Source organism: Pantoea sp. PvP021, from assembly GCF_054056055.1.
Window position 1 is genome coordinate 15,695 of record NZ_JBSRXX010000003.1, and the last position, 25,852, is coordinate 41,546.

Here is a 25,852-nt window from a genome sequence, read left to right on the forward strand (position 1 = left end):
GGTTTTTTTTAATGTTTATCCGCGTCTGAACCTCTGAACTTACTGCCGGAAATGTTAGATTTTATGTCGGACAGGGCGAGGGGAAATAGCGTGAAATGCAGTGCTGATGGCGTCTGGTCGCCATTCTGCTGTTGTGGATCGCCAGTTCAGATGACTTAAACGCAATCAGGCGTCTTTTTTCACCGAAGCAGAACGTTTTTGCGCCTTGTGGCAGCTTCGTGTGGTTGGTAAAGTAAGCGGATTTTATTTTCCGCCCCCAGCTTGCAGGATTACCCCTTAGTATGTTTAAAAAATTTCGTGGCATGTTTTCCAACGACTTGTCCATTGACCTGGGTACCGCGAATACCCTGATTTACGTGAAAGGACAGGGCATCGTACTGAACGAGCCCTCCGTCGTCGCTATTCGACAGGATCGTGCCGGTTCACCGAAAAGTGTTGCGGCCGTGGGTCATGAGGCCAAACAGATGCTTGGCCGTACGCCAGGCAATATCGCAGCGATTCGTCCGATGAAAGATGGCGTTATCGCTGACTTCTTCGTGACCGAAAAGATGCTGCAACACTTCATCAAGCAGGTTCACAGCAACAGTTTTATGCGTCCCAGCCCGCGTGTGCTGGTCTGCGTACCCGTCGGGGCAACACAGGTTGAACGCCGCGCGATTCGTGAATCCGCTCAGGGCGCAGGCGCGCGTGAAGTGTTTCTGATTGAAGAGCCAATGGCTGCAGCAATTGGTGCGGGTCTGCCCGTTTCAGAAGCGACTGGCTCAATGGTGGTGGATATTGGTGGCGGTACCACAGAAGTTGCGGTGATCTCGCTGAACGGTGTGGTCTACTCCTCGTCAGTGCGTATTGGTGGCGATCGTTTCGATGAAGCTATTATTAATTATGTGCGTCGTAACTACGGTTCACTGATCGGCGAAGCGACCGCAGAACGTATTAAGCATGAGATCGGTTCAGCCTATCCGGGTGATGAAGTCCGTGAGATCGAAGTGCGTGGTCGTAACCTGGCAGAAGGTGTACCGCGCGGCTTTACACTGAACTCTAATGAAATTCTGGAAGCGCTGCAGGAGCCGTTAACCGGCATCGTTAGCGCGGTGATGGTTGCCCTTGAGCAGTGTCCGCCTGAGCTGGCTTCAGATATTTCGGAGCGCGGCATGGTGCTGACCGGCGGTGGTGCGTTACTGCGCAACCTGGATCGTCTGCTGATGGAAGAGACGGGCATTCCGGTTGTGGTTGCTGAGGATCCACTGACCTGTGTGGCTCGCGGTGGCGGCAAAGCGCTGGAAATGATCGACATGCATGGCGGCGATTTGTTCAGCGAAGAATAATTGCCTCAACCGGCTAAGAACGCAATGATCATGCGAGGGAGTGGCATGTGAACCGGCGCAATCTGTGCCGGTGCAGTGCGTTCAGCCCAGGGAAGCACGGTGTTATGCCGTCGCTTCCTCTCCTGTTGTCGAGGATCACGCAGATTATATGAAGCCGATTTTTAGCAGGGGACCTTCCCTGCAGTTGCGTCTATTCCTGGCGGTTATCGTGGCGATTGCCATTATCATTGCCGACAGCCGTGTGGGTTCTTTTACCCAAATACGCAACTATCTGGATACGTCGGTCAGTCCGTTTTACTTCCTGGCCAATGGGCCACGTCAGTTGCTGGATGGCGTGTCAGAGTCGCTGGCGTCGCGTCAGCAACTCGAGCAGGAAAACAAAGCGTTACGTCGTGAGCTCTTCCTGAAAAACAGTAACCTGCTAATGCTGGGGCAATATAAGCAGGAAAACGCACGCCTGCGTGAACTGCTGGGTTCACCGCTGCGTCAGGATGAGCAAAAGATGGTGACACAGGTCATTTCTACCGGCACCGATCCTTACACCGACCAGGTGGTAATCGACAAAGGCAGCGTTAACGGCGTCTATGAAGGCCAGCCGGTCATCAGTGATAAAGGGGTAGTCGGTCAGGTCATCGCTGTCGGACAACTCACCAGCCGTGTTCTGCTCATCTGCGATGCGTCACATGCCCTGCCGATTCAGGTGCTGCGTAATGATATTCGTGTCATTGCCGCAGGTAACGGTTGTACTGAAGATCTTCAGCTTGAGCATCTGCCGGGTAATACGGACATTCGGGTCGGCGATGTACTGGTGACTTCAGGTATCGGTGGCCGATTCCCTGAAGGCTATCCGGTGGGTGTGGTTTCTTCGGTAAAAGTGGATACCCAACGCGCCTATACGGTGATTCAGGCGCATCCGACCGCGGGTCTGCAGCGTCTGCGTTACCTGCTGCTGCTGTGGGGCGCCGATCGCAATGGTGATATGCCGCTGCCGCAGGATGAAGTTCATCGCGTTGCGAACGAGCGTCTGATGCAGATGATGCCGCAGGTCTTACCGCCTGCGGGAGAAATGGGCCCGCCTGCGCCTGCCGTACAGATGGGACCGCCTGCACCTTCAGCTACCAGCAGCAGTGGACAAAGCAACTCCTCGCGTTCACGCGGGGGGCAGCCTTGAGTCGATATCGCAGCCAGGGACGTTGGGTCATCTGGCTCTCCTTCCTGGTTGCGCTTGTCCTGCAGATCATGCCCTGGCCGGATGAAATTTATATGTTCCGGCCCTCATGGCTGCTGTTGATCCTTATCTATTGGGTGCTCGCACTGCCGCATCGGGTCAATGTCGGTAGCGGATTTTTGCTGGGTGCCATCATGGATCTGATTGCGGGTTCCACACTCGGCGTGCGTGCGCTGGCGCTCAGTATCATCGCCTACCTGATTGCCTTTAAGTTCCAGTTATTCCGCAACTTAGCGTTGTGGCAGCAAGCGTTAATGGTTATGGTGCTGTCGCTGGCTATGGATGTGATTGTCTTCTGGGCTGAATTCCTGGTAATCAACGTTTCATTCCGACCTGAAATTTTCTGGAGCAGTGTCGTCGACGGTATTCTCTGGCCCTGGCTATTCTTATTAATGAGAAAAATTCGTCGTCAGTTCGCTGTTCAATAAGGAAATTTATGGTAACCCTCTATCTTGCTTCCGGTTCACCGCGTCGTCGTGAGCTGTTAACTCAACTTGGTCTGACATTCGAGCGCATCGTGACTGGCGTTGAAGAGCAGCGTCAGCCGAACGAAGCGGCGGAAATCTATGTCCGCCGTCTGGCCAATGATAAAGCGCAGGCGGGTGTCAAACTGGCCGCGCAGGATCTGCCGGTGCTGGGCGCGGATACGATTGTGGTGCTGAATGGCGAAGTGCTGGAAAAGCCGCGCGATGCCGCTAATGCCCGCGCGATGCTGTGCAAACTCTCTGGTCATACGCATCAGGTGATGACGGCGGTAGCGCTGGCCGACAGTCAGCAGGCGCTGGATTGCGTCGTAATCACTGATGTGACATTCCGCACCTTAACCGCCACCGACATCGACGACTATATCGCGACCGGCGAGCCAATGGATAAAGCGGGTGCATACGGTATTCAGGGCAGGGGAGGAAACTTTGTCCGCAAAATTAATGGAAGCTACCATGCAGTGGTCGGATTACCCTTGGTTGAGACAGGGGAGTTGATCAGCCATTTCGAGTCACTGCGTGCCGTAAGGGGTCAACATGACGGCTGAATTACTGGTAAACGTCACGCCTTCTGAAACACGTGTTGCCTATATTGACGGCGGCATACTGCAGGAAATTCACATTGAGCGTGAGGCGCGGCGCGGCATCGTTGGCAATATTTATAAAGGCCGTGTAAGCCGTGTTCTGCCCGGCATGCAGGCCGCTTTTGTTGATATCGGTCTGGAGAAAGCGGCCTTTCTGCATGCCTCAGATATCATGCCGCATACTGAATGTGTGGCGGGCGACGAAAAGAAAAACTTTATCGTGCGGGATATCGCCGAGCTGGTGCGGCAGGGACAGGATCTGGTGGTTCAGGTCGTCAAAGATCCGCTTGGTACCAAAGGTGCCCGGCTGACCACTGACATCACGCTGCCTTCGCGTTACCTGGTCTTTATGCCAGGCGCATCGCATGTGGGTGTCTCTCAGCGTATTGAGAGCGAGAAAGAGCGCGATCGGCTTAAAGCGGTCGTGGCTGACTACTGCGACGATCTGGGCGGCTTTATTATCCGTACCGCCGCAGAAGGCATCGGGGAAGAGGAGCTGGCGCAGGACGCGGCTTTTCTCAAACGACTCTGGACCAAAGTCAGCGAGCGTAAAAAGCGCAATCAGACCCGCTGCCTGCTCTACGGTGAGCTGGCTCTGGCCCAGCGTATTCTGCGTGATTTTGCGGGCGCGGCGCTGGATCGCATCCGGGTCGACTCCCGCCTGACCTGCGACATGCTGGTGGAATTTACCGGTGAATATATCCCGGAAATGGCCGGTAAGCTGGAGCTCTACAACGGTAAACAGCCTATTTTCGACCTGTTTGACGTCGAAAATGAGATTCAGCGCTCGCTGGATCGCAAAGTTGAACTAAAGTCAGGCGGATATCTGATTATCGATCAGACCGAAGCGATGACCACCATCGATATCAACACCGGTGCGTTTGTCGGCCATCGTAACCTTGATGAGACGATCTTTAATACCAATGTTGAAGCCACTCAGGCGATCGCACGTCAGCTGCGACTGCGTAATCTTGGTGGCATCATCATTATCGACTTCATCGATATGAGCAACGAAGACCATCGCCGCCGGGTATTGCATTCGCTGGAAAGCGCGCTCAGTAAAGATCGGGTTAAAACCGGTATTAATGGTTTCTCGGCGCTGGGTCTGGTGGAGATGACGCGTAAGCGTACCCGTGAAAGCATTGAGCACGTTTTGTGTCAGGACTGCCCGGTCTGCAAAGGGCGCGGCACGCTGAAAACTGTTGAAACGGTCTGCTATGAAATCATGCGTGAGATTGTCCGGGTTCATCACGCTTATGATTCTGACCGCTTTCTGGTCTATGTTTCACCGACGGTGGGTGAGGCGTTAAAAACTGACGAGTCTCATGCACTGGCTGAAGTCGAAATCTTTGTCGGCAAGCAGGTTAAAGTTCATGTTGAAGCGCTCTACACTCAGGAGCAGTTCGACGTGGTGATGATGTAACGCCAGCCCGGTCACCGGTTTCTTCGGATATCGGGCTGAAAAATCGCCCTTGTTTGAGATAAAATGCGCGTTTTAACGCTTTTATCGGGAGACGGTCGGGTATGAGAACCAACTATCCGTCGTTTACGGAACACAAGGAGAGGCGTGAGTGAGGCAGTTGCCGAGGATTTTGTTACTGCTGGTCGCGGCAATCATCGTGATTGTCGCGCTGCTGGTCAGCGGATTGCGTCTGGTGATGCCGCATCTCGACAGCTATCGCAGCAACCTTCTGCAATACATCTCCGACAGCAGCGGCGTGCCGGTCAACGCCAGCCAGTTACAGGGTAAATGGGAGAATTTTGGCCCAACCCTGCAGGTTCGCGATCTTAGCGTCGATCTGCATGAGAACGGCAAACTCACTATCAAACGTATCAATCTGGCTCTCGACGTCTGGCAGTCCCTGCTGCACTGGCGGTGGCAGTTTCGCGATCTGACCTTCTGGCAGTTGCACCTCGATACTAATCGCCCGCTGCTGGATAACGACAAAGAGAAAAACAGCTTCCGTCCGGCGCAGATAAACGAACTCTTCCTGCGTCAGTTTGACCACTTTGACCTGCGTGACAGCACCATCCGTTTCCGCACCCCTTCCGGTCAGCATGCTGAGCTGGCGATCCCGCGACTCACCTGGGTCAATGAAGATAACCGCCACCGGGCCGAAGGCGAAGTCAGCCTGTCGAGCTTCACCGGCCAGCACGGCGTGGTCCAGGTGCGGCTTGATCTTAACGACAGCAACGGTTTACTCAATGATGGCCGCATCTGGATGCAGGCCGACGACGTCGATATGCGCCCGTGGCTGGGCCGTTGGGTGCGTGACAATACCCGGCTGGATAGCGCCCGATTTAGCCTGGCGGCCTGGGTTAACCTGCGCGATGGCGACATCTACGCCGGTGATTTGCTGCTGCGCAAGGGCGGAGCCAGCTGGCAGGGCGAGACCGGACGACACCGCATTGAGGTCGATGGGCTGACCGCGCATCTGTCACGTTTCCAGAATGGCTGGGTGGTCAATGTGCCACAAACCCGGCTCAGCACCGACGGCCACGCCTGGCCCGCCGGTCACTTCTCTCTGTTATGGCGCCCTGAAGATAAGCAGATGCTGGGACCGGATGGTCAGCCGGAAGTGCGCGTTCGCGCCACACAGCTGGTGCTGAGTCATATTGCGCCGATCGTTCCGCTGTTTGCGCCGCTCTCTCCGGCGCTGTTTGAAAACTGGCAGACGCTGCAGCCACAGGGCACCATCGATGGCCTGGCGCTGGATATTCCGTTACAGCAGCCTGAAAAAACCCGCGTACAGGTGAAGTGGCGTGATTTCAGCTGGCAGCACTGGAAACTGTTGCCGGGCATCAGCCATTTAAGCGGTGAAGCGCGCGGCAGCCTGAGCAATGGTCAGGTCAGTGTGGATATGGGGGCGGCGACCGTTCCCTATGGTGACATGTTCCAGGCTCCGTTAGAGATTAAGCGGGTGACCGGTGCGCTGCGCTGGCTGAATGATGATCATGGCCTCACGCTGGCGGGCGAAAATCTTGACCTGGAAGCACGCTCGCTCTGGGCGCGCGGCGACTTCAGCTACCAGCAGAACAGCGGCGGTGAGCCTCGTCTGGATATTCTGGCCGGTATCCGGCTTACCGATGCGGGCGATGCCTGGCGCTACTTCCCGGTGCCGCTGTTGGGTAACAGCCTGACGCACTATCTGAGTGGGGCAGTGAAGGGTGGCAAGGTGGATAACGCCACACTGCTGTTTGCCGGTAATCCGGCGCTGTTCCCGTTCAAGCATAATGATGGCATGTTCCAGGTCTGGGTGCCGCTTCGCCAGGCAACCTATGCGTTTCAGCCCAAATGGCCAGCGTTAAGCAATCTCGATATCGACCTTAACTTCCTGAATGACGGTCTCTGGATGAAAGCGCCGGTGGCGAAACTGGGCGAGGTGGACGCGCGCAACGTCACTGCGGTCATCCCCGACTACCTGAAAGAAAAACTGATCATTGAGGGTGATATCAGTGGTGAAGGCCAGCAGATCGCAGACTATTTCGGGCAGACTCCGCTGAAACCTTCACTGGGTGCCGCGCTGGAGCAGCTGGAAATCAAAGGCCGCGTCGGCGGCCACCTGAATCTGGATATCCCGCTGGATGGTGAGCAGGTTCACGCCCGTGGCAATGTGGACCTGAACAATAATTCGCTGTTTATCAAACCGTTAAAAACCACCATTAACAATCTCTCCGGGCGCTTCCGTTACGACAACGGCAATCTGGCCAGTGAGGATCTGCGTGCGAACTGGTTTGGTCAGCCAATGGGCGTGCGTTTCAGCACCAAAGAGAATCCGGACGACTTTGGCGTGAACGTCAAACTTCAGGGCGACTGGCAGCCCGCTAAAATCAGCCAGCTTCCTGCAGCTGTCAGCAAGCAGCTGGGCGGAAATCTGCCATGGCAGGGCGACGTCAATATTACGCTGCCCCATCATGGCGGGGCGCGTTATGACGTGACGCTGAACGGCAATGCAAAAGAAGTAAGTAGTCACTTACCTGCACCGCTCGATAAGAAAGCCGGTGAGGCGATGCCAGTCGCAATCAAGGCCAGTGGCGACCTGCACCATTTCGATCTCAGTGGCAGCGTCGATGCAAACCATCGCTTTAACAGCCGCTGGTTGCTGGAGCCGACGCTGCGCGTCGATCGTGGCATCTGGCTGAATGATGCGCAGAAAACACCTGCTCTGCCCGATCATCCCGGCATGGTACTGAACCTGCCCGCGCTGGATGGCGAGGCCTGGGTGGCGATGATGGCCGCAGGGGGAGCATCCGGGGGCAGCGAGTCAGGCGGCGGCCTCAAAACGGGTGGCGTCACGCTGCCCGGCAATATCACGCTTCGTAGCCCGGCCGTCACCCTGGCCGGGCAGCAATGGCATGAGGTTGAAGCCACACTGGCTCAGAGTGCGGGCGGCAAGGGCCAGGTCGGCGTCAGGGCTAAAGAGCTGCGTGGTGCGCTGGCAATGGCACCGAAAGCACCGTGGCAGGTGAACCTGGATTACCTTTACTACAATCCGCAGTGGGATAACGGTGAAGGCAAAGGCGGCAAAGCGCCACCTCAAAAAGCCACGAACATTAACTTCAGCCAGTGGCCCGCTTTACAGTTGCGCTGTAAAGAGTGCTGGGTGCTGGGTCAGAAATATGGTCAGGTCTCCGCGATGCTGCAACCCCGCGGAGATACGTTAGCGCTTACTAACGGAAAAGTGGATACTGGCAGCTCACAGCTGAAAATCAACGGGGAATGGGTTAACCGCCCGGACGACCAGCGCACTTCGCTGAAGGGCACGCTGAAAGGCCCGAATATTAATAACGCGACCAACTGGTTTGGGGTCAACACGCCGCTGCGCGATGCGCCATTTGATATTGCGTATGACCTGCACTGGCGCTCTGCCCCCTGGCAGCCCTCGGCAGAGACGCTGAGCGGCACCCTGAAGACCCACTTTGGCAAAGGCCAGATCGCCGATGTGAATACCGGTGCCGCCGGTAAAATTCTGCGGCTGGTGAGTTTTGATGCGCTACTGCGCAAGCTGCGCTTCGACTTCAGCGACACCTTCACCAATTCTTTCTACTTCGACTCGATTAACGGCACCGCCTGGATCGAAAACGGCATGATGCGCACCGATAATCTGCTGGTAGATGGCCTGGAAGCGGACATCGCGATGCAGGGTAATCTCGACCTGGTGAAGCGTCAGATCGACATGGAAGCGGTGGTTGCGCCGGAAATATCCGCCTCGGTTGGTGTGGCGACAGCTTTTGCCATCAATCCGGTGATTGGCGCGGCGGTGTTTGCCGCCAGTAAAGTTCTGGGACCCCTGTGGAACAAGATATCGCTGCTGCGTTATCACATCAGTGGCCCGCTGGATAAACCAGAAATCAATGAAGTGCTGCGTAAACCGCGTGAGACTGACAACAAGTGAATTTGACGCCGTACCGGAATTACCGCAGGCTATGATTATCTGAGCACATAATGAGTGAGAAACGATGACTCTGAACCTGGTAAGTGAGCAGTTACTGACTGCTAACGGCATTAATCAGCAGGACCTATTTTCCCTGTTAGGGCAGCTTTCAGAACGTCGTCTGGATTATGCCGATCTCTATTTTCAGTCCAGCTTTCACGAATCCTGGGTGCTGGAAGACAAAATCATTAAAGATGGCTCCTACCATATCGATCAGGGTGTGGGCGTGCGTGCGGTCAGCGGGGAGAAAACCGGCTTCGCCTATGCAGACCAGATCACGCTGAATGCACTGCGTCTCTCCTCTGAAGCCGCACGCAGCATCGTACGCGAACAGGGAAATGGCAAGGCACACACGCTTTCTGCCGTGATGAACCGTTTGCTCTATCAGGCTATCGATCCGCTGAGCAGCCTGACACGTGAAGACAAAATTGCCCTGCTGCATCGCGTTGATAAAGTGGCTCGTGCGGCTGATCCGCGCGTGCAGGAAGTCAATGCCAGCCTGACCGGCGTTTACGAGCAGGTATTGGTAGCCGCGACTGACGGCACGCTGGCGGCAGATGTCCGTCCGCTGGTTCGCCTCTCTATTAGTGTCCAGGTGGAAGATCAGGGCAAACGTGAACGCGGCGCAAGCGGCGGCGGTGCGCGTACCGGTTATGCGTTTTTCCTGGCAGATGAAGATGGCGAAGTCCGCGCTGACGCCTGGGCGCGTGAAGCAGTGCGTATGGCGCTGGTGAATCTCTCCGCCGTGGCCGCACCTGCTGGTGCGTTGCCAGTGGTACTGGGTGCGGGTTGGCCGGGCGTGCTGCTGCATGAAGCGGTCGGTCACGGTCTGGAAGGCGACTTCAATCGCCGTGGCACCTCGGTGTTCAGCGGTAAAATTGGTCAGCAGGTTGCGTCTGACCTCTGTACCGTGGTGGATGACGGCACCCTTGAAGGGCTGCGCGGTTCACTGGCAGTAGATGATGAGGGCGTTCCCGGTCAGTACAACATGCTGATTGAGAATGGTGTACTGAAAGGCTACATGCAGGACAAGCTGAATGCGCGACTGATGGGGGTTAGCCCTACCGGTAATGGACGTCGTGAATCCTACGCGCATCTGCCGATGCCGCGCATGACCAACACCTATATGCTGGCTGGCAAGTCATCGCCGCAGGATATTATTGAAAGCGTTGAGTATGGCCTCTATGCGCCGAACTTTGGTGGCGGTCAGGTGGATATCACCTCCGGCAAATTTGTCTTCTCAACCTCAGAGGCTTATCTGATTGAGAACGGCAAAATCACCAAACCGGTTAAAGGCGCAACGCTGATTGGTTCCGGCATCGAAGCGATGCAGCAGATCTCGATGGTAGGTAATGACCTGGCGCTGGATAAAGGCGTCGGCGTTTGTGGTAAAGAGGGGCAGAGCCTGCCGGTCGGTGTCGGTCAGCCGACCCTGAAGCTGGATAAACTGACCATCGGCGGCACCGCCTGATGTGACCCCAACAACCCGCCGCCTGGCGGGTTGTCAGAATGCTGACAAATCCATAGCCGGATGAACCTGGCAGCAATGCAATAGCTGAAAGCGCAGGGAACACGGGCAGAGGAGGAAAGCGTCCCGCGCCACGGATGGAGCGGGCCGAGCGTGTCAGGGATGACGGATTTTGCGTCTTTCCGATCTGACCGTGTTTCCTTCGCTGGCTGGGTCTTACAGCTGGTCGGGGCAGATGTTGTCAACAATTTATTGTTAGCTTTTACGGTGCTGCTGATACTGCTCAGCCACCTGTTCAAAATAGCCGGTCAGATAATCGATACAGACCTGCACCTTAAGCGGTAACTTATCCTTCTCGGTATAGAGCGCGTAGACCGGGCGCGGATCGGACTGATACTGCGGAAACAGAATATCGATCTCGCCTGCGGTGATCTCATCAATTACCCACATCATCGGCACATAGGCGATACCATTGCCCGACTTTAGCCAGCGAATCAGCGTCAGGGAATCATTGGTCACAAAACGTCCCTGCGGTGCCAGGCGTGTCACTAATCCTTCCGGCGCAATCAGTTCGAAATTGTTATCGGGCCGTACGCTATATTCCAGCCAGGAAAAATTATCGATATCACCCGGCTTCTCCGGCGTACCATGCTGCGCCAGATAGCTTTTTGCGGCGCACACCACCATCGGCATCGCACCCAGGCGACGCGAAAATAAGCTGGAATCTTTTAACGCTCCCACCCGAATCACCAGATCCAGACCATCCGCGATCAGATCCGGGGCCGGAACGCCGGTGACCAGATTCACACTCAGCCCCGGATATTCCCGCAGCATATCGCTGGTCATGCCAGCTAACACGTTCTGCGCCATGGTAGAGGAGCTGCCAATTCGCAGTACGCCAATGGGCGTATTGTTAAAAGCGTAAAGCTGTTCATGCACCTGCGTCGCTTCGGCCAGCATACGGCGGCAGCCCTGATAATAGATTTTGCCCGCTTCGGTCAGCCCGATACTGCGGGTACTGCGATTCAGCAGTTTAACCTGCAATGCATCTTCCAGTTTCGCGACGATCTGGCTGATTGATGAGACGCTCAGATGAAGCTGACGCGCCGCAGCGGTAAACGAACCCAGTTCGACCACTTTAGCGAAGACAGACATGCCTTTCAGTCGTTCCATTATTTACTCTGACTTAAAAGTGATTTAGATCACATTCTGTAGAAAACTTATAGTCAGGCGCGTTATTATAAGCGCGCCGGGGTATTTCCCGGTGATTCTTCATTGCCTGATACCCTTCGATGATACGCTATTATTAAGCCAGCTGCGGTTCGGATAACGCTTCCAGAGGGTTTTCCTGCGACATCTGAAGAGGCATGAGTATCCCGGCAAGGTCGAACTAAGGATTTGTGATGAGTGTGCTTCCGGTATTTGTCATGTTTGGGCTCTCTTTTCCGCCCATTTTCATCGAACTTATTATTTCACTGATGCTGTTCTGGTTAGTGAAACGCGTGCTTACGCCGAGCGGTATCTACGATCTTGTCTGGCATCCGGCACTTTTTAATACAGCGCTTTACTGCTGTGTGTTTTACCTTGTCTCCCGTTTATTAGTCTGAGGTTTAAGTGAAAGCACTCATAAGAAAAATCGCGCGCTACGCGATTACTATCCTGCTGGTCATCATCGCAGTGGTCATTATTTTCCGTGCCTGGGTCTTCTATACCGAATCGCCCTGGACCCGTGATGCGCGTTTCGCCGCTGACGTGGTGGCGATCTCCCCTGACGTCACCGGCCTGATTACCGAGGTTCCGGTACACGACAACCAGCTGGTGAAGAAGGGCGATACGCTGTTTGTGGTTGACCGGCCGCGCTATCAAAAAGCGCTCGATCAGGCGCAGGCGGATGTTGAATATTACCAGGCACTGGTCAGTGAGAAACGTCGCGAAGCCGGGCGCCGTAACCAGCTGGGCACCTCCGCCATGTCGCGCGAGGCTATCGAGCAATCCAATAACGATCTGCAAACCAGCGAGCACCAGCTGGCGAAATCGGTGGCGACACGCGATCTGGCGAAGATCGACCTTGAGCGCACCACGGTGAAAGCGCCATCCGATGGCTGGGTCACCAACCTGAATGTCTACCAGGGTGAGTTTATTACCCGTGGTTCGGTTGCCGTGGCGCTGGTTCAGCAGCACTCTTTCTATGTGCTGGCTTACCTGGAAGAGACCAAACTGCACGGCGTGGAGAAGGGCTTCCGCGCGGAAGTCACCCCACTTGGCAGCAACATCGTGTTGCGTGGCACCGTAGACAGTGTGGCGGCTGGCGTCACCAACAGCAGCAGCTCGGTCGACAGCAAAGGCATGGCCACAGTAGATTCCAATCTGGAGTGGGTCCGTCTGGCGCAGCGTGTGCCGGTTCGCATCCGGCTTGATCAGCAGCCCGGCAATCGCTTCCCGGCGGGCACGACAGCGACAGTGGTGATCACCGGTCAGGCCGATCGTCAGCCTGAACAGGTTTCACCGATGGTCCGACTGTTTAATCGCCTGCGTGAGTTTGGTTAAGAGGGCGATATGATCGAGTTCCTGCGGTTCCCGGTAAAGCTCACCTTTGCGCTGGTGTTAGCGCTGATGGTGGGTTTTCACTTTAACCTTGAAACGCCGCGCTGGGCGGTGATGACCGCCGGTATCGTGGCTGGCGGTACCGCGTTTGCGGCCGGGGGGGACCCCTATTCCGGGGCGCTGCGCTATCGCGGCGTTTTGCGTATTATCGGGACATTTATTGGCTGTATCGCCGCGCTGACCATCATGATTGCCACCGTGCGTGCACCGGTCGTGATGCTGCTGCTGTGCTGCATCTGGGCAGGACTCTGCGTCTGGCTCTCTTCGCTGATCAAGGTAGAAAACTCTTACGCGCTTGGACTGGCGGGCTACACCGCGCTGATTATTGTGGTGACGGCTAACGCCAGCGGCGGTCTGACGCTGGTGCCACAATATGCGGTAGAGCGCTGCAGTGAAATCGTACTCGGCATTCTGTGTGCCATTCTGGCCGACATGATTTTCTCACCCCGTTCGATTAAAAAAGTGATCGACGCTGAGGTCGATTCGCTGCTGGTGGCACACTATAACCTGCTGCAACTCTGCGTCGCTCACGGTGATAAAGAAGAGGTCGATAAAGCCTGGAGCGCGCTGGTACGGCGCACCACGGCGCTGAACAGCATGCGCAGTCAGCTGATGATGGAATCCTCACGCTGGAAGAACAGCAACCGCCGTTTGCAGATGCTCAATACGCTGTCGCTGACGCTGATTACACAGGCAGCCGAAACCTTTCTGATCCAGAATTCCCGTCCTGATTACATTCCGCCCCAGTATCGTCTGATGGTTGAAAAACCAGCCTCGACCGTTGAAGAGGTGCATAAGCGGATGAAAGTGATGCGGCGGGTGATTGGTGCCAGCGGCAAATCAACGCCGGTCACGCTGGCCAGCTGGGTAGGCACTGCTACCGAATATCTGCTGCTGCTGAAAGGGATCAAAAGTAATAGCCGGATCACCTCGCTGGAAGAGGAGATTCTGCAGCGCGAGGTGGTGATCCAGGCGCGTTCCGCTGAAACGCATCATGCGATGATCAATGGTATCCGTACCTTTGTGGCGACCGCGCTGGGTTCGCTGTTCTGGCTCTATACCGGCTGGACCTCTGGCAGTGGCTGCATGGTCATGCTGGCTGTCATCACCGCACTGGCGATGCGTATGCCCAATCCGCTGATGATGGCAAAGGACTTTCTCTACGGCATGACGGTCGCGGTTCCGCTGGGCGCGCTCTACTTTATGTATGTTCTCCCGGCGACGCAGCAGAGCGCACTGCTGCTCTGCATCGCAATCGGCCTGCTCGGTTTTATCGGTGGTATCTTCATTCAGCGGCGTCAGCTCGGCACGCTGGGGGCATTGATTGGCACCCTTAATGTTCTGGTGCTGGATAATCCGATGGAATTCCACATTAACGTCTTTCTCGATAACGTTCTGGGCCAGGTCATCGGCTGCTTCGTGGCGATGATGGTGATCCTGCTGATTCGTGATAAATCAAAAGCGCGTACCGGCCGCAAGCTGCTGAACCGCTTTATGTATGCGGCTGTCTCTGCCATGACGACCAATCAGGCGCGCCGGCGTGAAAACCATCTGCCAGCGCTCTATCAGCAACTGTTTCTGCTGCTCAACCTGTTTCCGGGCGATATCAACAAATATCGCATCGCCCTGACGCTGATCATCGGTCATCAGCGGTTACGCGACGCAGAAGTGCCGGTGAATGCCGATCTCTCTGCTTATCACCGGCAGTTGCGTTACACCGCTGACCGGGTGATCTCCGCCAGCAGCGATGACAAGCGGCGTTACTACTTTGAACGTCTGCTGAAAGAGCTGGATGTCTATCAGGAAAAACTGGCCCATTACGAGGCTCCCGCCAGCGTAACGGAACCGGTAAAACGACTGGCTATGATGCTGGATAAGTACCAGAACACGCTCATCCAAATCTGAATCTGGCCGCTGTGACCTGCAGCGGCCTGCGCAATCCCCACCCATCACAAAATCTGTCGCTTTTGCCAACTATACTCTCCAGACGGAAGAGCAAAACTGACAGGAGCGAATCAATGAAATCACTGCAAGAGAGCGAACTGTTCCGGACCGGCTATTTAGCGGACGGCCAGTGGCATCAGGCGGCTTCTACCTTTGACGTGACCAATCCGGCGACCGGTGAGGTGATTGCACAGGTGGCGAAAGCGGGTAAAGCTGAAACGGAACAGGCTATCGCCGCAGCGGAGCGCGCATTTCCCGCCTGGCGGGCGCAGACTGCAAAAGCGCGCGCTGAAATTCTCACTCGCTGGTACCAGCTGATCATTGAGAACAAGCGCTGGCTGGGACAGCTGATGACGACCGAACAGGGCAAGCCCCTGAAAGAGGCGGAAGGGGAAGTAGAATACGCCGCCAGTTTTATTCAGTGGTTCGCCGAGCAGGCGAAACGGACCAATGGTGAGATTATTCCGCCAGCTAAACCCGGCTCCCGTATTCTGGCAACCCGCGAACCGATTGGCGTTGTGGCCGCCATTACGCCGTGGAATTTCCCGATGGCGATGCTGACCCGCAAACTGGGGCCAGCTCTGGCTGCCGGCTGCACCGGCATTATCAAACCTGCCAATAACACGCCACTCTCCGCCTTTGCCCTGCTGGCGCTGGCGAAGGAGGCAGGCGTGCCTGATGGTGTACTGAATGCGGTAGCCGGTGATACCCATGCTATCAGCGATGCCATCATGGCCAGCAAAGCGGTGCGTAAAATCTCGTTCACCGGCTCCACCCAGGTGGGCAAGCTGCTGATGCGCAATGCTGCCGAAACCATGAAAAAAGTGTCGATGGAGCTGGGGGGTAATGCCCCCTATATCGTGTTTGACGATGCCGATATTGATGCCGCCGTGCAGGGCGCTATTGCCAACAAATTCCGTAATGCGGGCCAGGTGTGCGTCAGCGTAAACCGCTTCTACATTCACAATGCTATCTATGATCGTTTTACTCAGCAGCTGGCTACCGAAGTGAACAAGCTGAAGGTGGGCAACGGCATGGAAGAGGGCGTGATTGTCGGGCCATTAATTGAGGCATCGGCGGTGGAAAAGGTTGAGCAGCACGTCAATGATGCGGTAGCAAAAGGTGGCAAATTACTGGCGGGTGGCGAGCGACATGCGCTGGGTGGCAACTTCTGGCAGCCCACTGTGATTACTGAGGCGCACGAAGGGATGCAGCTCGCGCAGGAGGAGACCTTTGGTCCGGTGGCTGCCTGTTTCCGCTTTGATGATGAAGATGACGTCATCCGTCGTGCTAACGATACGCCGTTCGGCCTTGCCGCATACTTTTACACCCAGAATCTGCAGCGGGTATTCCGTGTTTCAGCCGCGCTGGAAAGCGGCATGATCGGCATTAATGAATGTGCCGTATCAACCGAGCTGGCGCCGTTTGGTGGTGTGAAAGAGTCGGGGCTGGGCCGCGAAGGTTCGGTACTCGGCATGGAAGAGTATCTGGAGGTCAAAGCGCTGCACCTGGGCGGTTTGAGCTAGCGGACAGTAACGGGCGGCGCAGGTCGCCCGCAGACGGAGCATGGGAGCCGTCAGCATGAAAATCGAGCGTTTTGATTTTAATGAAATTGTCGATCAGGCCCATTTCTTCCGCCAGTTCAGCGAGCGATTTGCGCTGGAGGAGCGCCGCATCTGCGATCTGGATGGATTATGGGATGTGGTGACGGGCGATCTGTTACCGCTGCCGCTGGAGATTGAATTTGTTAATCTGGGCAGGGGACAGCGACGGCGTTATGGCGCGCTGATTCTGTTATTTGATGAAGCGGAAGAGGAGCTGGAAGATCAGCTTCACTTTAATGTCAGATAAAACGTCAGATGAAAAAAGGCCCCGGCGAGCGGGGCCAAAGGGTTCGTCATACATCTGACGAGGAATTACTTATAAAGCTGTGCGGTGATGTGATAGTTATCGCCGGTGCGCGCCTCAATAACTTTATAGGCGCTGGCACCCTGTTCATCCGCTTTCTGAGAAAGCTCAGCGCGGTAATCCATTGGCGATCCCGCGGTTCCACTGATGGTTACGGTGCCCGCAGGCTGCAGGTTCTGCGTCTGATCGCCGGTGACCAGCTGTGCGGCTGATGCGCCGAACGCCATAACGGAAAGCAGACTGACTGTAGCGATGGTTGTTTTGATATTCATGATTATCTCCTCAATACATTCAACAACCTGCGGTTACTCGTAAAGGCGGGTCGTCGATATCTTCTGACGCCCTTCAGGCGTCATCACGGTTAATTATTTATAAAGCTCAGCGGTGACATGCCAGGTGTTATCCTGGTTGTTTTCGATGATGCGATAGTGGCTTGCGCCCTGGGCATCCGCTTTCTCTGACAGCACCTGACGGATATGCGTCTGGTCGCCATTTCGTCCACCAATGCTGATGGTCTGATTCATTGGCTGCAGACCCTGTGCCTGTTCATTGGACACCAGGCTGGCGGCGTTGGCACCTACTGAGAACAGGGATGCCAGACTCAGTGCAGCGATAGCTAATTTCATTTTCATGGTCAACTCTCCTGAAATTTCTGCTTCAGCTCTCCGGAGCGCAAAAGGGCGCGTCAGACAGAGAGCAGATGGCATTATCGGTTACGCCTTAGTTATACAGTGCGGCGGTAGCGTGATAGTTGCCGTTGTTGTATGCCTCAATCACGCGATAGGCTTTTGCGCCCTGCTGATCGGCTTTGTCGCTGAGTTTCTGTTTGATATCCATCGGTGAACCCGCCACGCCGCTGACACTGATGGTGCCGACAGCCTGCAGATTCTGCGCCTGTGACGCATCAATAGATTCTGCTGCCACAGCACCAAATGAGAGTGCGGAGAGAATGCTCAGGGTAGCAATGGTAGTTTTTACGTTCATAGATTTTTCCTCGTCGTCTATTTTTATCTTTTTATTTAGTGTGATTTGCATCACGAAAAGAAGTATAGAACTAATAACGTCAGAAATTAATACCCCGCTAATAATGTTTTTTTGTGATTCTTTATCCTTATGGCTACTTTTAATAACTTAACGTTATAAAAAAAGGATAAAAAGTAACCTTTAAGCCACTTTTAATTGCAAAAACAGTGAGATAGATCACTTTAACTTTTAGTGCGAAAGTCGGGCGTGCATCGGGCTGGAGTTTGATCTGGATCCGGGCAATGGTGCCGGTTCAGTGATGTAAAGCAGTGTAAAATAGCGCAGAAAGTGAAGCAGAGTTATCGATCTGACCAACAGCCGGGCGTGTTAAAGCAGGCTTATTACTTATCCAGAGCGGGTAATTGTTGTGGAAAGGGGTGAGCAGAGAGAACGAACTGACGATCTGGCGCATGATGGCCGGTCGTCAGTCCGCGATCAGAGTTCCTGTTCAAACAGGGTGAGGATGGCGCCGTGCAGCTGCTTAACGGTGAAGTCGCGCGCGCGGGTAATAAAGATTGTGTCATCGCCAGCGATGGTACCCAGAATCCCGTGCGACTTACCCAGTGAATCCAGCATACGTGCAATCAGCTGCGCTGCGCCGGGACTGGTATGAATCACTACCAGGGCATCGTTGTAGTCGATATCCAATACCAGGTTTTTTAACGGGCTGGTGGTGGTCGGCACACCCAGCTCAGCGGGCAGGCAATAGACCATCTCCATCCTGGCATTCCGGGTGCGCACTGCGCCAAACTTGGTCAGCATCCGCGAGACTTTGGACTGATTGATATTTTCAAAGCCCTCGTCCTGAAGCGCCTGAACAATTTCGCCCTGGGAACTGAATTTTTCTTCTTTTAATAAGGCTTTGAAAGCCTTAACCAGATCGTCTTGTTTCGATGGGTTTCGCATAGGTTACCAATAAATAGAGAGAATAACCGCGCATCCGCCCGCGGCAGAGTGGTGATTATGCATTTATATGCATTTTTATGCAATCGTTCGATTGATGAGCAGCGTCCGGGCGGCTAGCGGGCGGCGATAATAGCAAATAAATCCGCTCAGACCAAAACACGCGTCACAGCCCCGGAAGGCGAAGGTTGCAAAGTTGTTATATTATTGGTGGTGTAGTAACAGAAAACGCACGTAGCCGTTCTCTGTCTGACGACGGCAAAGTTGTCGGTCATTCAGGTGCAATGATAAGTAACTTTTGAATCCGGAGATTAAGTGTGAAAACACGTAGAATTAACAACGGATATTTATCATCGCCTGAGCAGTTGATTAAGGTCTGACACAGATAGAATTTCGGCCCATCTCTGCCCCACCTTAATAAGGAGTTAAGAATGAAAGTTGCCGTTCTCGGTGCCGCTGGCGGCATAGGCCAGGCGCTCGCACTTCTGCTCAAAACCCAGCTTCCCGCAGGTTCAGAACTCTCGCTGTATGACATCGCGCCGGTTACGCCGGGTGTTGCCGTTGATCTCAGCCATATTCCTACCGCAGTGGCTATTCAGGGATTCAGTGGAGAAGACGCCACGCCTGCCTTACAGGGTGCCGATGTGGTACTGATTTCCGCTGGTGTCGCACGTAAGCCCGGTATGGATCGCGCCGACCTGTTTAACGTTAACGCAGGTATCGTCCGTAATCTGATCGAACAGGTTGCCACAACGGCACCTAAAGCGTTGATTGGTGTCATCACCAATCCGGTCAATACCACCGTGGCCATTGCGGCAGAAGTGCTGAAAAAGCACGGTGTTTACGACAAAAATCGGCTGTTCGGCGTGACCACGCTGGATATCATTCGCGCCAATACTTTTGTGGCTGAATTGAAAGGCAAGCAGCCTGATCAGGTGGAAGTCCCGGTCATTGGTGGCCACTCTGGCGTAACCATTCTGCCGCTGCTGTCGCAGGTTAAAGGCGTCAGCTTCAGCGATCAGGAAGTGGCTGATCTGACCAAACGCATCCAGAACGCCGGCACCGAAGTGGTGGAAGCCAAAGCGGGTGGCGGCTCGGCCACGCTGTCGATGGGCCAGGCAGCCGCACGTTTCGGTTTGTCACTGGTACGCGCGCTGAAGGGTGAAGCTAATGTGGTGGAGTGTGCTTACGTAGAAGGCGAGGGTGAGCATGCGCGCTTCTTCTCCCAGCCGCTGCTGCTAGGTAAAAACGGTGTGGCTGAACGCAGGCCGATTGGTACCCTCAGCGCTTACGAACAGCAGGCGCTGTCAGGCATGCTGGATACGCTGAAGAAAGATATCGCCCAGGGCGAAGAGTTCGTTAAGCAGTAACTGACGGCTCAGACTTGTAATAACGCCCGGCTCAGCCGGGCGTTTTGCATTACAGTCCGCCAGACTTATAGGCGCGGGCAGCGGGTGTGCCGTTGCTGGCAGGCAGCTTCTTACCCAGGGTTTCCATACGCATCTGGAACGGCGGGAACGGCATCTCAATACCGTGCTGATCAAATCCGCTCAGAATCAACTGATGCAGTTCGTGACGCAGCGGCATACGGTGTCCCATCTCAGCAGCATGCACACGAAGTTCAAATAACTGAATGCCCTGCTGCAGATCGACCAGGAAGGCTTCCGGTTGCGGCGTGTCCAGGACATAGCTGCAGCGTTCAGCCGCCTGGATCAGAATGGTGGTCACCTGTTCACTGCTGACTTTCGCCGGAGCCGGAATGGTGAGCACCACGCGCGTCACGGAATCGGACAGCGACCAGTTAATAAACTGCTCGGTGATAAAGGCCTTGTTCGGCACGATGATCTCTTTGCGGTCCCAGTCGGTAATGGTGGTCGCGCGGGTATTAATTCGCGTGATACTGCCGGTCAGATCGCGGATCGTCACGGTATCGCCGATACGAATCGGCTTTTCGAACAGGATAATCAGACCTGAGATAAAGTTGGCAAAAATCTCCTGCAAACCAAACCCCAGTCCCACACCCAGCGCGGCAACCAGCCACTGCAGCTTCGACCACTCAATACCAATCATTGAGAAACCAATCAGCCCGCCAATCAACAGCAGCAGATATTTGGTCAGTGTGGTGATGGCGTAACCCGTACCTGGCGTCAGATTAAGATGCTGCAACAGCGCCAGCTCAAGCAGCGCGGGCATATTGCGCACCAGCTGGGTGGTGATAATAAACACCAGAATGGCGATCAGCACTGACCCCAGGGTGATAGGCTGAATCGACTCTACGCCCTGTACTGAGGTACTGACGTCCCACAGCTGAATATTCTCCAGGAAGCCAAAGGCCGAATGGATTTCTGACCACAGCACAATCACAGAGACCAGGGCGATAAGCATCAGGATAGAGCGTACCAGCCGCAGCGACTGCGCACTGATCGCATCCAGGTCAATTACCGGCTCTTCAATTTCAATCGCATCAGTGTTCAGAGAGCCTTGCTCCTTCTCTTCTTCACTGCGCGCACGGTTAGCCAGCATATCGGCACGACGCTGACGGGCGCGATCAAAGCCAAGACGGCGACGCTGAATCAGCATCCAGCGCCGGATAATGTGATAGATAACCAGCAGCAGGAACCAGATGGCGACAGAGGTTTCCAGTCGCGCCAGCAGCGCCTGCGCGGTAGCCAGATAACCCACAGCGGAGGCGAGAGCCGCCATCAGCGGCATAGCGATCATCAGGTTCCACAGCATCCGGTTCACCATGTTCTCGCCATTTCCCTCTTTATCGAGATAGAGCGGAATCCCGGAACGCTTCAGGCTCACGGTGACAATGCTGATTGCCCCGCAGATCAGGATGAAACAGAGACGACCCAGCGACGAGGAGAACTGCCGATCTTCCAGATTACCAAAGGCGATCAGCAACATAATCAGCGGCACAATTAATCCGATGCTCAGCGAGTAGTAGCGCATGGCGCGCGCCACCCGGTTTTGCGGCCAGCGGAAATGCACAATGAACAGGCCGTTAGGACGGGCAAAGGCAGCGCTGATCATAAACGCCCACAGCAGCGGCAGCGTGGCGGTAATGCCATCACCAATCGCTACGGCGATAGGGTAGGGCCAGGCGTTCTGCAGGCCATAACCCAGCGCACCCCATAACACCGGCAGCGGCAGCGCCACCAGGATCGACCAGAACAGGGTACGGATAGTCAGGCGGAAACGATCCTGCGTGACCTTGCCGACTTTGCTGGCGGAACGGTCAAGGAAAGCATTGAAGTGGCGGCGCGAACTGATGCTGAAGCCGACCAGCAGCAACGCACCAATAATCGGCAGCACCGAGTTGCGGCTGGTAAACATCATCGCCATCGCTTTGCCGAGCTGACCCAGCGTATCCAGCGACAGCAGACGGGAAAGATCTTTGGCCAGATCCAGCGGATAACTCAAACCAATCGGGTTAACGTCGGCGGTCCAGAACAGATAGCGGTGCGTCGCCTCTTTGACTTCCGTCAGCGCATCCTGCAACTGCGTGTTGCCAACCTTGAGCTTGGTGATCTCCAGAATCAGCGTGTCACAGCCGGAGATCAGCGAATTGAGCAGTTCCCTCTGAGTGCGTAGCTGCGCATCAAGAATACGCTTCTGGTCTGCGGTGAAGGGCTGACCATCGGTCTGCCGTCCCTTGCGCAGCGCCTCCTGGCGCTCCAGCAGATCTTCATAATTGAGACGCTGCACGCGAAGCTGTGCCATCTCATTATCAATCTGCTGCGACTTGGGCATCTCCGGCAGACGCGCGACCTGCGCCCGTAGCGCTTCGCCCAGCAGATTAGAGGCACCCAGCCACTGCGACTGTTCACGCAGGGTAGAGAGCGCCTGACGGACCTGAATAATCTGGTTGGTGGCCAGTCGCTGCTGCGACGCCACCAGATCCATGCGCTGCGCCTGCTGATTCAGGGCAACCGAGAGTTCGCGGTTAACCCGAAACTGATCGCTGATCTCTGGCGGAAGATCGCCACTGTTTTCTGCCAGTTGCTCGGTGCGGGCCAGCGCGACTTCGGCTTCACGTTGCCGCTGATCGTTGAGCTGGTTGCGCAGCGCCTGAAGATAGTTATCGAGCTGAGTTGCTTTGCGCTGGTGGGCTTCAGCCCGCATCCGCGCCAGTTCCTGACGGTTGTTGGCAGAGAGCTGTGCCAGCTCAAGTTCATCGACCAGCGCTTTATTCGCGGCGCTTTCCGCCTGGCGAGCCGCCAGCTGCAGCTGCCCCTGTGGCGAACTGCTGCTGACGCTCTGCAAACGGCGTTCACTCTCCGTCATCGCCCGGCGTGCTTCCGTCTGCTGCTGCGGCAGTTGCGACAGCGAATCACTGATTTCCCGCGCCCGATCCTGCTCCTGCCGTGCCTGACGCCCCTCTTCCAGCAGCTGGCTGCTGACCTGCAGGATCTCCTGATCCAGCTCGGCGCTGCTCATGTTGTTGCGCACGGTTTTCCCGCTGTCACTCAGCGCGGCGATCTGCTGACGCAGTTCGCGCGCCAGACGCGGAAAATCATCAATAACCTGCTGATATTGCGCCGCGCGCTCCAGCGATTCATCGCGTTCAGAGAGAAAGTTTAAGGCGGCTTCAATCGTCTGGATCTGTTCAGCCTGCGAGGGTGAACTTTTGGCCGATTTTATCTCTTCCAGCTGCTGTTTGAGCTGGCTGGCGTCAGGAAGGCTGGCCGCGAAGGCCGGGCTGCTGAGCCACAGGCTCAGCAGCAGGAGGAGAATCGAACGCACAGAGGACACTCAATTTAATCGACGATGACGTCGGAAATGTCTGTCGCGACCGGCAGCGCAATCGCCAGCGGTTGACCCAGACGGGTTTTGCTTTCTGCTTCCAGGCTTTCAGCCAGTTTGACGCGGCCAGGTGCGAACAGATTGATGACGGTAGAGCCAAGCTTGAAGCGGCCCATTTCCTGGCCTTTCAACAGCACCACGGCGCTTTCATCATCCGCTGCCGGATAGTGCCAGCGCTTGATCACGCCTTCACGCGGTGGCGTGATGGTGCCAGCCCAGACGGTTTCGATGCTGCCGACAATGGTGGCACCCACCAGGATCTGCACCATCGGCCCGATATCGGTTTCGAAGTAGCAGATGACGCGCTCGTTACGGGCGAACAGGTTGGGAATATTACGCGCGGTCAGCGGGTTGACGGAGTAGAGGTCGCCAGGCACATAAATCATCTCACGCAGGATGCCGTTGCACGGCATATGGACGCGGTGATAATCGCGGGGCGCCAGATAGGTGGTGACGAACTCGCCATCAACAAATTGTGCCGCCATCCGCTCATCACCTGCCAGCAGGGCGTCGATGGTGTAGTGATGACCTTTAGCCTGGAAAATCTGATCGCCATCAATGTGGCCGAGCTGGCTGATAGCGCCATCCGCGGGCAGGGCGATGAGATTGGCATCGGCATCCACCGGACGCGCATCGTCTTTCAGCGGACGAACGAAAAAGTCATTAAAGGTGCGATAGCTGGCGGTATCGGGCTTACGCGCTTCCGCCATGTCGACTTTGTAAAACCAGACAAAGATGTCAATGACCAGTTTGGTCAACCAACCACCGCGGCGACTGGCGCCCCAACCGGCAAGTTCAGTCAGCCATTTCTTCGGGAGAATATGATTCAAGCCGAGTTTTAAACGATCAAACACCTTAGCCTCCTGGCTATTTTATGACGTTGTAAAAAAGGGGGCGGATTGTAGCAGCGCCCCGTTCAGATGGCGACTATACCCGAATTCCGGCACGCTGCACGGTCTGGACGCGCGACTGGAATGCACCTCGCAAAATGCCCCGGCTTATCCGTTCAGACGCGGTTATACCGATTAACTTTCACCATCAGGGAAATTTTTACGCGTTTTTACCTGCGCCATGCTCTCCAGGATACGGTGGTAGTTATCAAAACGGGACCTGTTGATTTTGCCCTGTTCGACCGCTTCGCGAATGGCACAGCCGGGATCGCTGCCGTGTTTACAATCGCGGAATTTGCAATCGCCAAGGAATGCGCGGAATTCGACAAATCCGCGGGTAATTTGTTCCGGCTCAAGATGCCATAAACCGAACTCACGCACGCCAGGTGAATCGATCACATCGCCGCCGTCCGGGAAGTGATAAAGGCGCGATGCGGTGGTGGTGTGCTGGCCTAAGCCTGAGCCATCCGAAACCTCGTTAGTCAGAATAGCGACCTGCTCTTCTTTGTCGAAGCCGAGCAGGGCATTCAGCAGACTCGATTTGCCGACGCCAGACTGACCGGCAAAGATACTGATGCGGTCGGTCAGCGCCGCTTTCAGGTCGTCCATGCCGTTTTTCGCCCGGCTGGAGACCATCACCACGCGATAGCCAATATTGCGATAGATATCCATCTGCTTATCGACAAAGGCGCGCGCCTTGTCATCCAGCAGATCGGTTTTGTTCAGTACCAGCAACGGTTCAATATCCAGCGTTTCGCTGGCAACCAGATAGCGGTCGATGATGTTTAACGACAGTTCAGGCAGGATTGCGGAGACGACGATGATCTGGTCGATATTCGCCGCCATCGGCTTCACGCCGTCGTAAAAATCGGGGCGGGTTAATACGCTGGTGCGCTCATGCACCGCTTCAACAATACCTTTGTTGCCGCTGGTTGCCGGACGCCACAGCACCCGGTCGCCGGTGACCAGCGAACGAATGGTTCGGCGGATATTGCAGCGGTGGGCGACGCCTGCGCTATCCTCAACATCAGCGTGCATGCCAAAACGGCTGACAACGACCCCATCTGCAGCTTCACCAAACAGGTTGTCATCCGCTTCCGGACGCTCTCTGCGTTGGTTGAGACGGCGATCGTGGTTAGCGCTTACGCGGCGTTGTTGGCCCTTCGACAGTTTATTTTTACTCACTCACCCTCACAGCGTTAGCCAGATTTCGCCCGGCTGGGCAAAACGTCTATGATACACCTTATTC

At 55.4% G+C, this 25,852-nt stretch carries 21 protein-coding genes; 13 read left to right on the top strand and 8 right to left on the bottom strand.

What is annotated here, in order from left to right; translation table 11 throughout:
• Nucleotides 1–281 precede the first annotated feature (281 nt).
• The 7 genes from mreB (at nucleotide 282) to tldD (ending at nucleotide 10,525) form a co-directional block, all read left to right on the top strand.
• Nucleotides 282–1,325 carry a rod shape-determining protein MreB gene (mreB, locus tag ACVKSX_RS11675; RefSeq protein ID WP_004385136.1) on the top strand — a complete coding sequence of 348 codons (1,044 nt, stop codon included), beginning with the start codon at nucleotides 282–284 and terminating at the stop codon, nucleotides 1,323–1,325.
• A 148-nt stretch (nucleotides 1,326–1,473) separates the two neighbouring features.
• Nucleotides 1,474–2,496, top strand: coding sequence for a rod shape-determining protein MreC (gene mreC, locus ACVKSX_RS11680; protein ID WP_010256043.1), 1,023 nt, complete (start codon nucleotides 1,474–1,476; stop codon nucleotides 2,494–2,496).
• A complete protein-coding gene (mreD, locus tag ACVKSX_RS11685; RefSeq protein ID WP_354438945.1) occupies nucleotides 2,493–2,981 on the top strand; it encodes a rod shape-determining protein MreD in 489 nt (162 codons plus the stop codon). The genes mreC and mreD overlap by 4 nt, the downstream gene beginning before the upstream one ends.
• A gap of 8 nt (nucleotides 2,982–2,989) precedes the next feature.
• Nucleotides 2,990–3,583, top strand: coding sequence for a Maf family protein (locus ACVKSX_RS11690; protein ID WP_354438943.1), 594 nt, complete (start codon nucleotides 2,990–2,992; stop codon nucleotides 3,581–3,583).
• Nucleotides 3,573–5,042, top strand: coding sequence for a ribonuclease G (gene rng / locus ACVKSX_RS11695; protein WP_003855268.1), 1,470 nt, complete (start codon nucleotides 3,573–3,575; stop codon nucleotides 5,040–5,042). Before ACVKSX_RS11690 ends, rng begins: the two co-directional genes overlap by 11 nt.
• A gap of 148 nt (nucleotides 5,043–5,190) precedes the next feature.
• Entirely contained in the window at nucleotides 5,191–9,015 is a 3,825-nt protein-coding gene (gene yhdP, locus ACVKSX_RS11700) for an AsmA2 domain-containing protein YhdP (protein WP_010256049.1), read from the top strand.
• A gap of 64 nt (nucleotides 9,016–9,079) precedes the next feature.
• Entirely contained in the window at nucleotides 9,080–10,525 is a 1,446-nt protein-coding gene (tldD, locus tag ACVKSX_RS11705; protein ID WP_287059532.1) for a metalloprotease TldD, read from the top strand.
• Between the two features lie 252 nt (nucleotides 10,526–10,777).
• Here the strand turns inward: tldD and aaeR are convergent, their stop codons facing one another.
• Entirely contained in the window at nucleotides 10,778–11,695 is a 918-nt protein-coding gene (aaeR, locus tag ACVKSX_RS11710; protein WP_010256055.1) for an HTH-type transcriptional activator AaeR, read from the bottom strand.
• A gap of 230 nt (nucleotides 11,696–11,925) precedes the next feature.
• Between aaeR and aaeX the strand changes: the two genes are divergently transcribed.
• The 5 genes from aaeX to ACVKSX_RS11735 all read left to right on the top strand — a co-directional run bounded on the left by aaeX (nucleotide 11,926) and on the right by ACVKSX_RS11735 (nucleotide 16,921).
• The gene (gene aaeX, locus ACVKSX_RS11715; RefSeq protein ID WP_010256058.1) at nucleotides 11,926–12,129 is read left to right on the top strand and encodes a p-hydroxybenzoic acid efflux pump operon protein AaeX; all 204 of its coding nucleotides are present in this window, start codon (nucleotides 11,926–11,928) and stop codon (nucleotides 12,127–12,129) included.
• Between the two features lie 7 nt (nucleotides 12,130–12,136).
• Complete coding sequence (gene aaeA, locus ACVKSX_RS11720; protein WP_010256061.1) at nucleotides 12,137–13,069, top strand: p-hydroxybenzoic acid efflux pump subunit AaeA; 933 nt, start codon at nucleotides 12,137–12,139, stop codon at nucleotides 13,067–13,069.
• A gap of 9 nt (nucleotides 13,070–13,078) precedes the next feature.
• Nucleotides 13,079–15,031 (top strand): p-hydroxybenzoic acid efflux pump subunit AaeB, encoded by a 1,953-nt coding sequence (gene aaeB, locus ACVKSX_RS11725; RefSeq protein WP_010256064.1) that lies wholly within the window; start codon nucleotides 13,079–13,081, stop codon nucleotides 15,029–15,031.
• Nucleotides 15,032–15,144: 113 nt separating this feature from the next.
• A complete protein-coding gene (locus ACVKSX_RS11730; RefSeq protein WP_010699815.1) occupies nucleotides 15,145–16,596 on the top strand; it encodes an NAD-dependent succinate-semialdehyde dehydrogenase in 1,452 nt (483 codons plus the stop codon).
• A gap of 55 nt (nucleotides 16,597–16,651) precedes the next feature.
• Nucleotides 16,652–16,921: a barstar family protein gene (locus ACVKSX_RS11735; RefSeq protein WP_354438940.1), complete on the top strand. Its 270-nt coding sequence runs from the start codon at nucleotides 16,652–16,654 to the stop codon at nucleotides 16,919–16,921.
• A gap of 65 nt (nucleotides 16,922–16,986) precedes the next feature.
• Here ACVKSX_RS11735 and yhcN (ACVKSX_RS11740) read toward each other — a convergent pair whose 3' ends face one another.
• The 4 genes from yhcN (ACVKSX_RS11740) to argR all read right to left on the bottom strand — a co-directional run bounded on the left by yhcN (ACVKSX_RS11740) (nucleotide 16,987) and on the right by argR (nucleotide 18,907).
• Nucleotides 16,987–17,250 carry a peroxide/acid stress response protein YhcN gene (gene yhcN, locus ACVKSX_RS11740; RefSeq protein ID WP_010256072.1) on the bottom strand — a complete coding sequence of 88 codons (264 nt, stop codon included), beginning with the start codon at nucleotides 17,248–17,250 and terminating at the stop codon, nucleotides 16,987–16,989.
• Nucleotides 17,251–17,343: 93 nt separating this feature from the next.
• The gene (locus tag ACVKSX_RS11745) at nucleotides 17,344–17,610 is read right to left on the bottom strand and encodes a YdgH/BhsA/McbA-like domain containing protein (RefSeq protein ID WP_010256074.1); all 267 of its coding nucleotides are present in this window, start codon (nucleotides 17,608–17,610) and stop codon (nucleotides 17,344–17,346) included.
• An 88-nt stretch (nucleotides 17,611–17,698) separates the two neighbouring features.
• Nucleotides 17,699–17,962, bottom strand: coding sequence for a peroxide/acid stress response protein YhcN (gene yhcN / locus ACVKSX_RS11750; protein ID WP_022623941.1), 264 nt, complete (start codon nucleotides 17,960–17,962; stop codon nucleotides 17,699–17,701).
• 474 nt (nucleotides 17,963–18,436) lie between these two features.
• Nucleotides 18,437–18,907 carry a transcriptional regulator ArgR gene (gene argR, locus ACVKSX_RS11755; protein WP_010256080.1) on the bottom strand — a complete coding sequence of 157 codons (471 nt, stop codon included), beginning with the start codon at nucleotides 18,905–18,907 and terminating at the stop codon, nucleotides 18,437–18,439.
• 428 nt (nucleotides 18,908–19,335) lie between these two features.
• Between argR and mdh the strand changes: the two genes are divergently transcribed.
• Entirely contained in the window at nucleotides 19,336–20,274 is a 939-nt protein-coding gene (mdh, locus tag ACVKSX_RS11760; RefSeq protein ID WP_010256083.1) for a malate dehydrogenase, read from the top strand.
• Between the two features lie 49 nt (nucleotides 20,275–20,323).
• Here the strand turns inward: mdh and mscM are convergent, their stop codons facing one another.
• The 3 genes from mscM to rsgA form a co-directional block, all read right to left on the bottom strand.
• On the bottom strand, nucleotides 20,324–23,653 hold the full coding sequence (gene mscM, locus ACVKSX_RS11765) for a miniconductance mechanosensitive channel MscM (protein WP_132500101.1): 3,330 nt from the start codon (nucleotides 23,651–23,653) through the stop codon (nucleotides 20,324–20,326).
• A 14-nt stretch (nucleotides 23,654–23,667) separates the two neighbouring features.
• Nucleotides 23,668–24,567: an archaetidylserine decarboxylase gene (asd, locus tag ACVKSX_RS11770; RefSeq protein ID WP_010256089.1), complete on the bottom strand. Its 900-nt coding sequence runs from the start codon at nucleotides 24,565–24,567 to the stop codon at nucleotides 23,668–23,670.
• A gap of 171 nt (nucleotides 24,568–24,738) precedes the next feature.
• The gene (gene rsgA, locus ACVKSX_RS11775) at nucleotides 24,739–25,788 is read right to left on the bottom strand and encodes a small ribosomal subunit biogenesis GTPase RsgA (protein WP_010256092.1); all 1,050 of its coding nucleotides are present in this window, start codon (nucleotides 25,786–25,788) and stop codon (nucleotides 24,739–24,741) included.
• Nucleotides 25,789–25,852: the final 64 nt, after the last annotated feature.

Bases quoted from the DNA above. Each gene is read 5' to 3' on its own strand.
- ACVKSX_RS11735 (WP_354438940.1), top strand. From the start codon at position 16,652: ATGAAAATCGAGCGTTTTGATTTTAATGAAATTGTCGATCAGGCCCAT.
- yhcN (WP_022623941.1), bottom strand. From the start codon at position 17,962: ATGAACGTAAAAACTACCATTGCTACCCTGAGCATTCTCTCCGCACTC.
- aaeX (WP_010256058.1), top strand. From the start codon at position 11,926: ATGAGTGTGCTTCCGGTATTTGTCATGTTTGGGCTCTCTTTTCCGCCC.
- tldD (WP_287059532.1), top strand. From the start codon at position 9,080: ATGACTCTGAACCTGGTAAGTGAGCAGTTACTGACTGCTAACGGCATT.
- mreC (WP_010256043.1), top strand. From the start codon at position 1,474: ATGAAGCCGATTTTTAGCAGGGGACCTTCCCTGCAGTTGCGTCTATTC.
- ACVKSX_RS11745 (WP_010256074.1), bottom strand. From the start codon at position 17,610: ATGAAAATGAAATTAGCTATCGCTGCACTGAGTCTGGCATCCCTGTTC.
- ACVKSX_RS11730 (WP_010699815.1), top strand. From the start codon at position 15,145: ATGAAATCACTGCAAGAGAGCGAACTGTTCCGGACCGGCTATTTAGCG.
- mdh (WP_010256083.1), top strand. From the start codon at position 19,336: ATGAAAGTTGCCGTTCTCGGTGCCGCTGGCGGCATAGGCCAGGCGCTC.
- argR (WP_010256080.1), bottom strand. From the start codon at position 18,907: ATGCGAAACCCATCGAAACAAGACGATCTGGTTAAGGCTTTCAAAGCC.
- mreB (WP_004385136.1), top strand. From the start codon at position 282: ATGTTTAAAAAATTTCGTGGCATGTTTTCCAACGACTTGTCCATTGAC.
- aaeB (WP_010256064.1), top strand. From the start codon at position 13,079: ATGATCGAGTTCCTGCGGTTCCCGGTAAAGCTCACCTTTGCGCTGGTG.
- aaeR (WP_010256055.1), bottom strand. From the start codon at position 11,695: ATGGAACGACTGAAAGGCATGTCTGTCTTCGCTAAAGTGGTCGAACTG.
- ACVKSX_RS11690 (WP_354438943.1), top strand. From the start codon at position 2,990: ATGGTAACCCTCTATCTTGCTTCCGGTTCACCGCGTCGTCGTGAGCTG.
- rng (WP_003855268.1), top strand. From the start codon at position 3,573: ATGACGGCTGAATTACTGGTAAACGTCACGCCTTCTGAAACACGTGTT.
- yhcN (WP_010256072.1), bottom strand. From the start codon at position 17,250: ATGAATATCAAAACAACCATCGCTACAGTCAGTCTGCTTTCCGTTATG.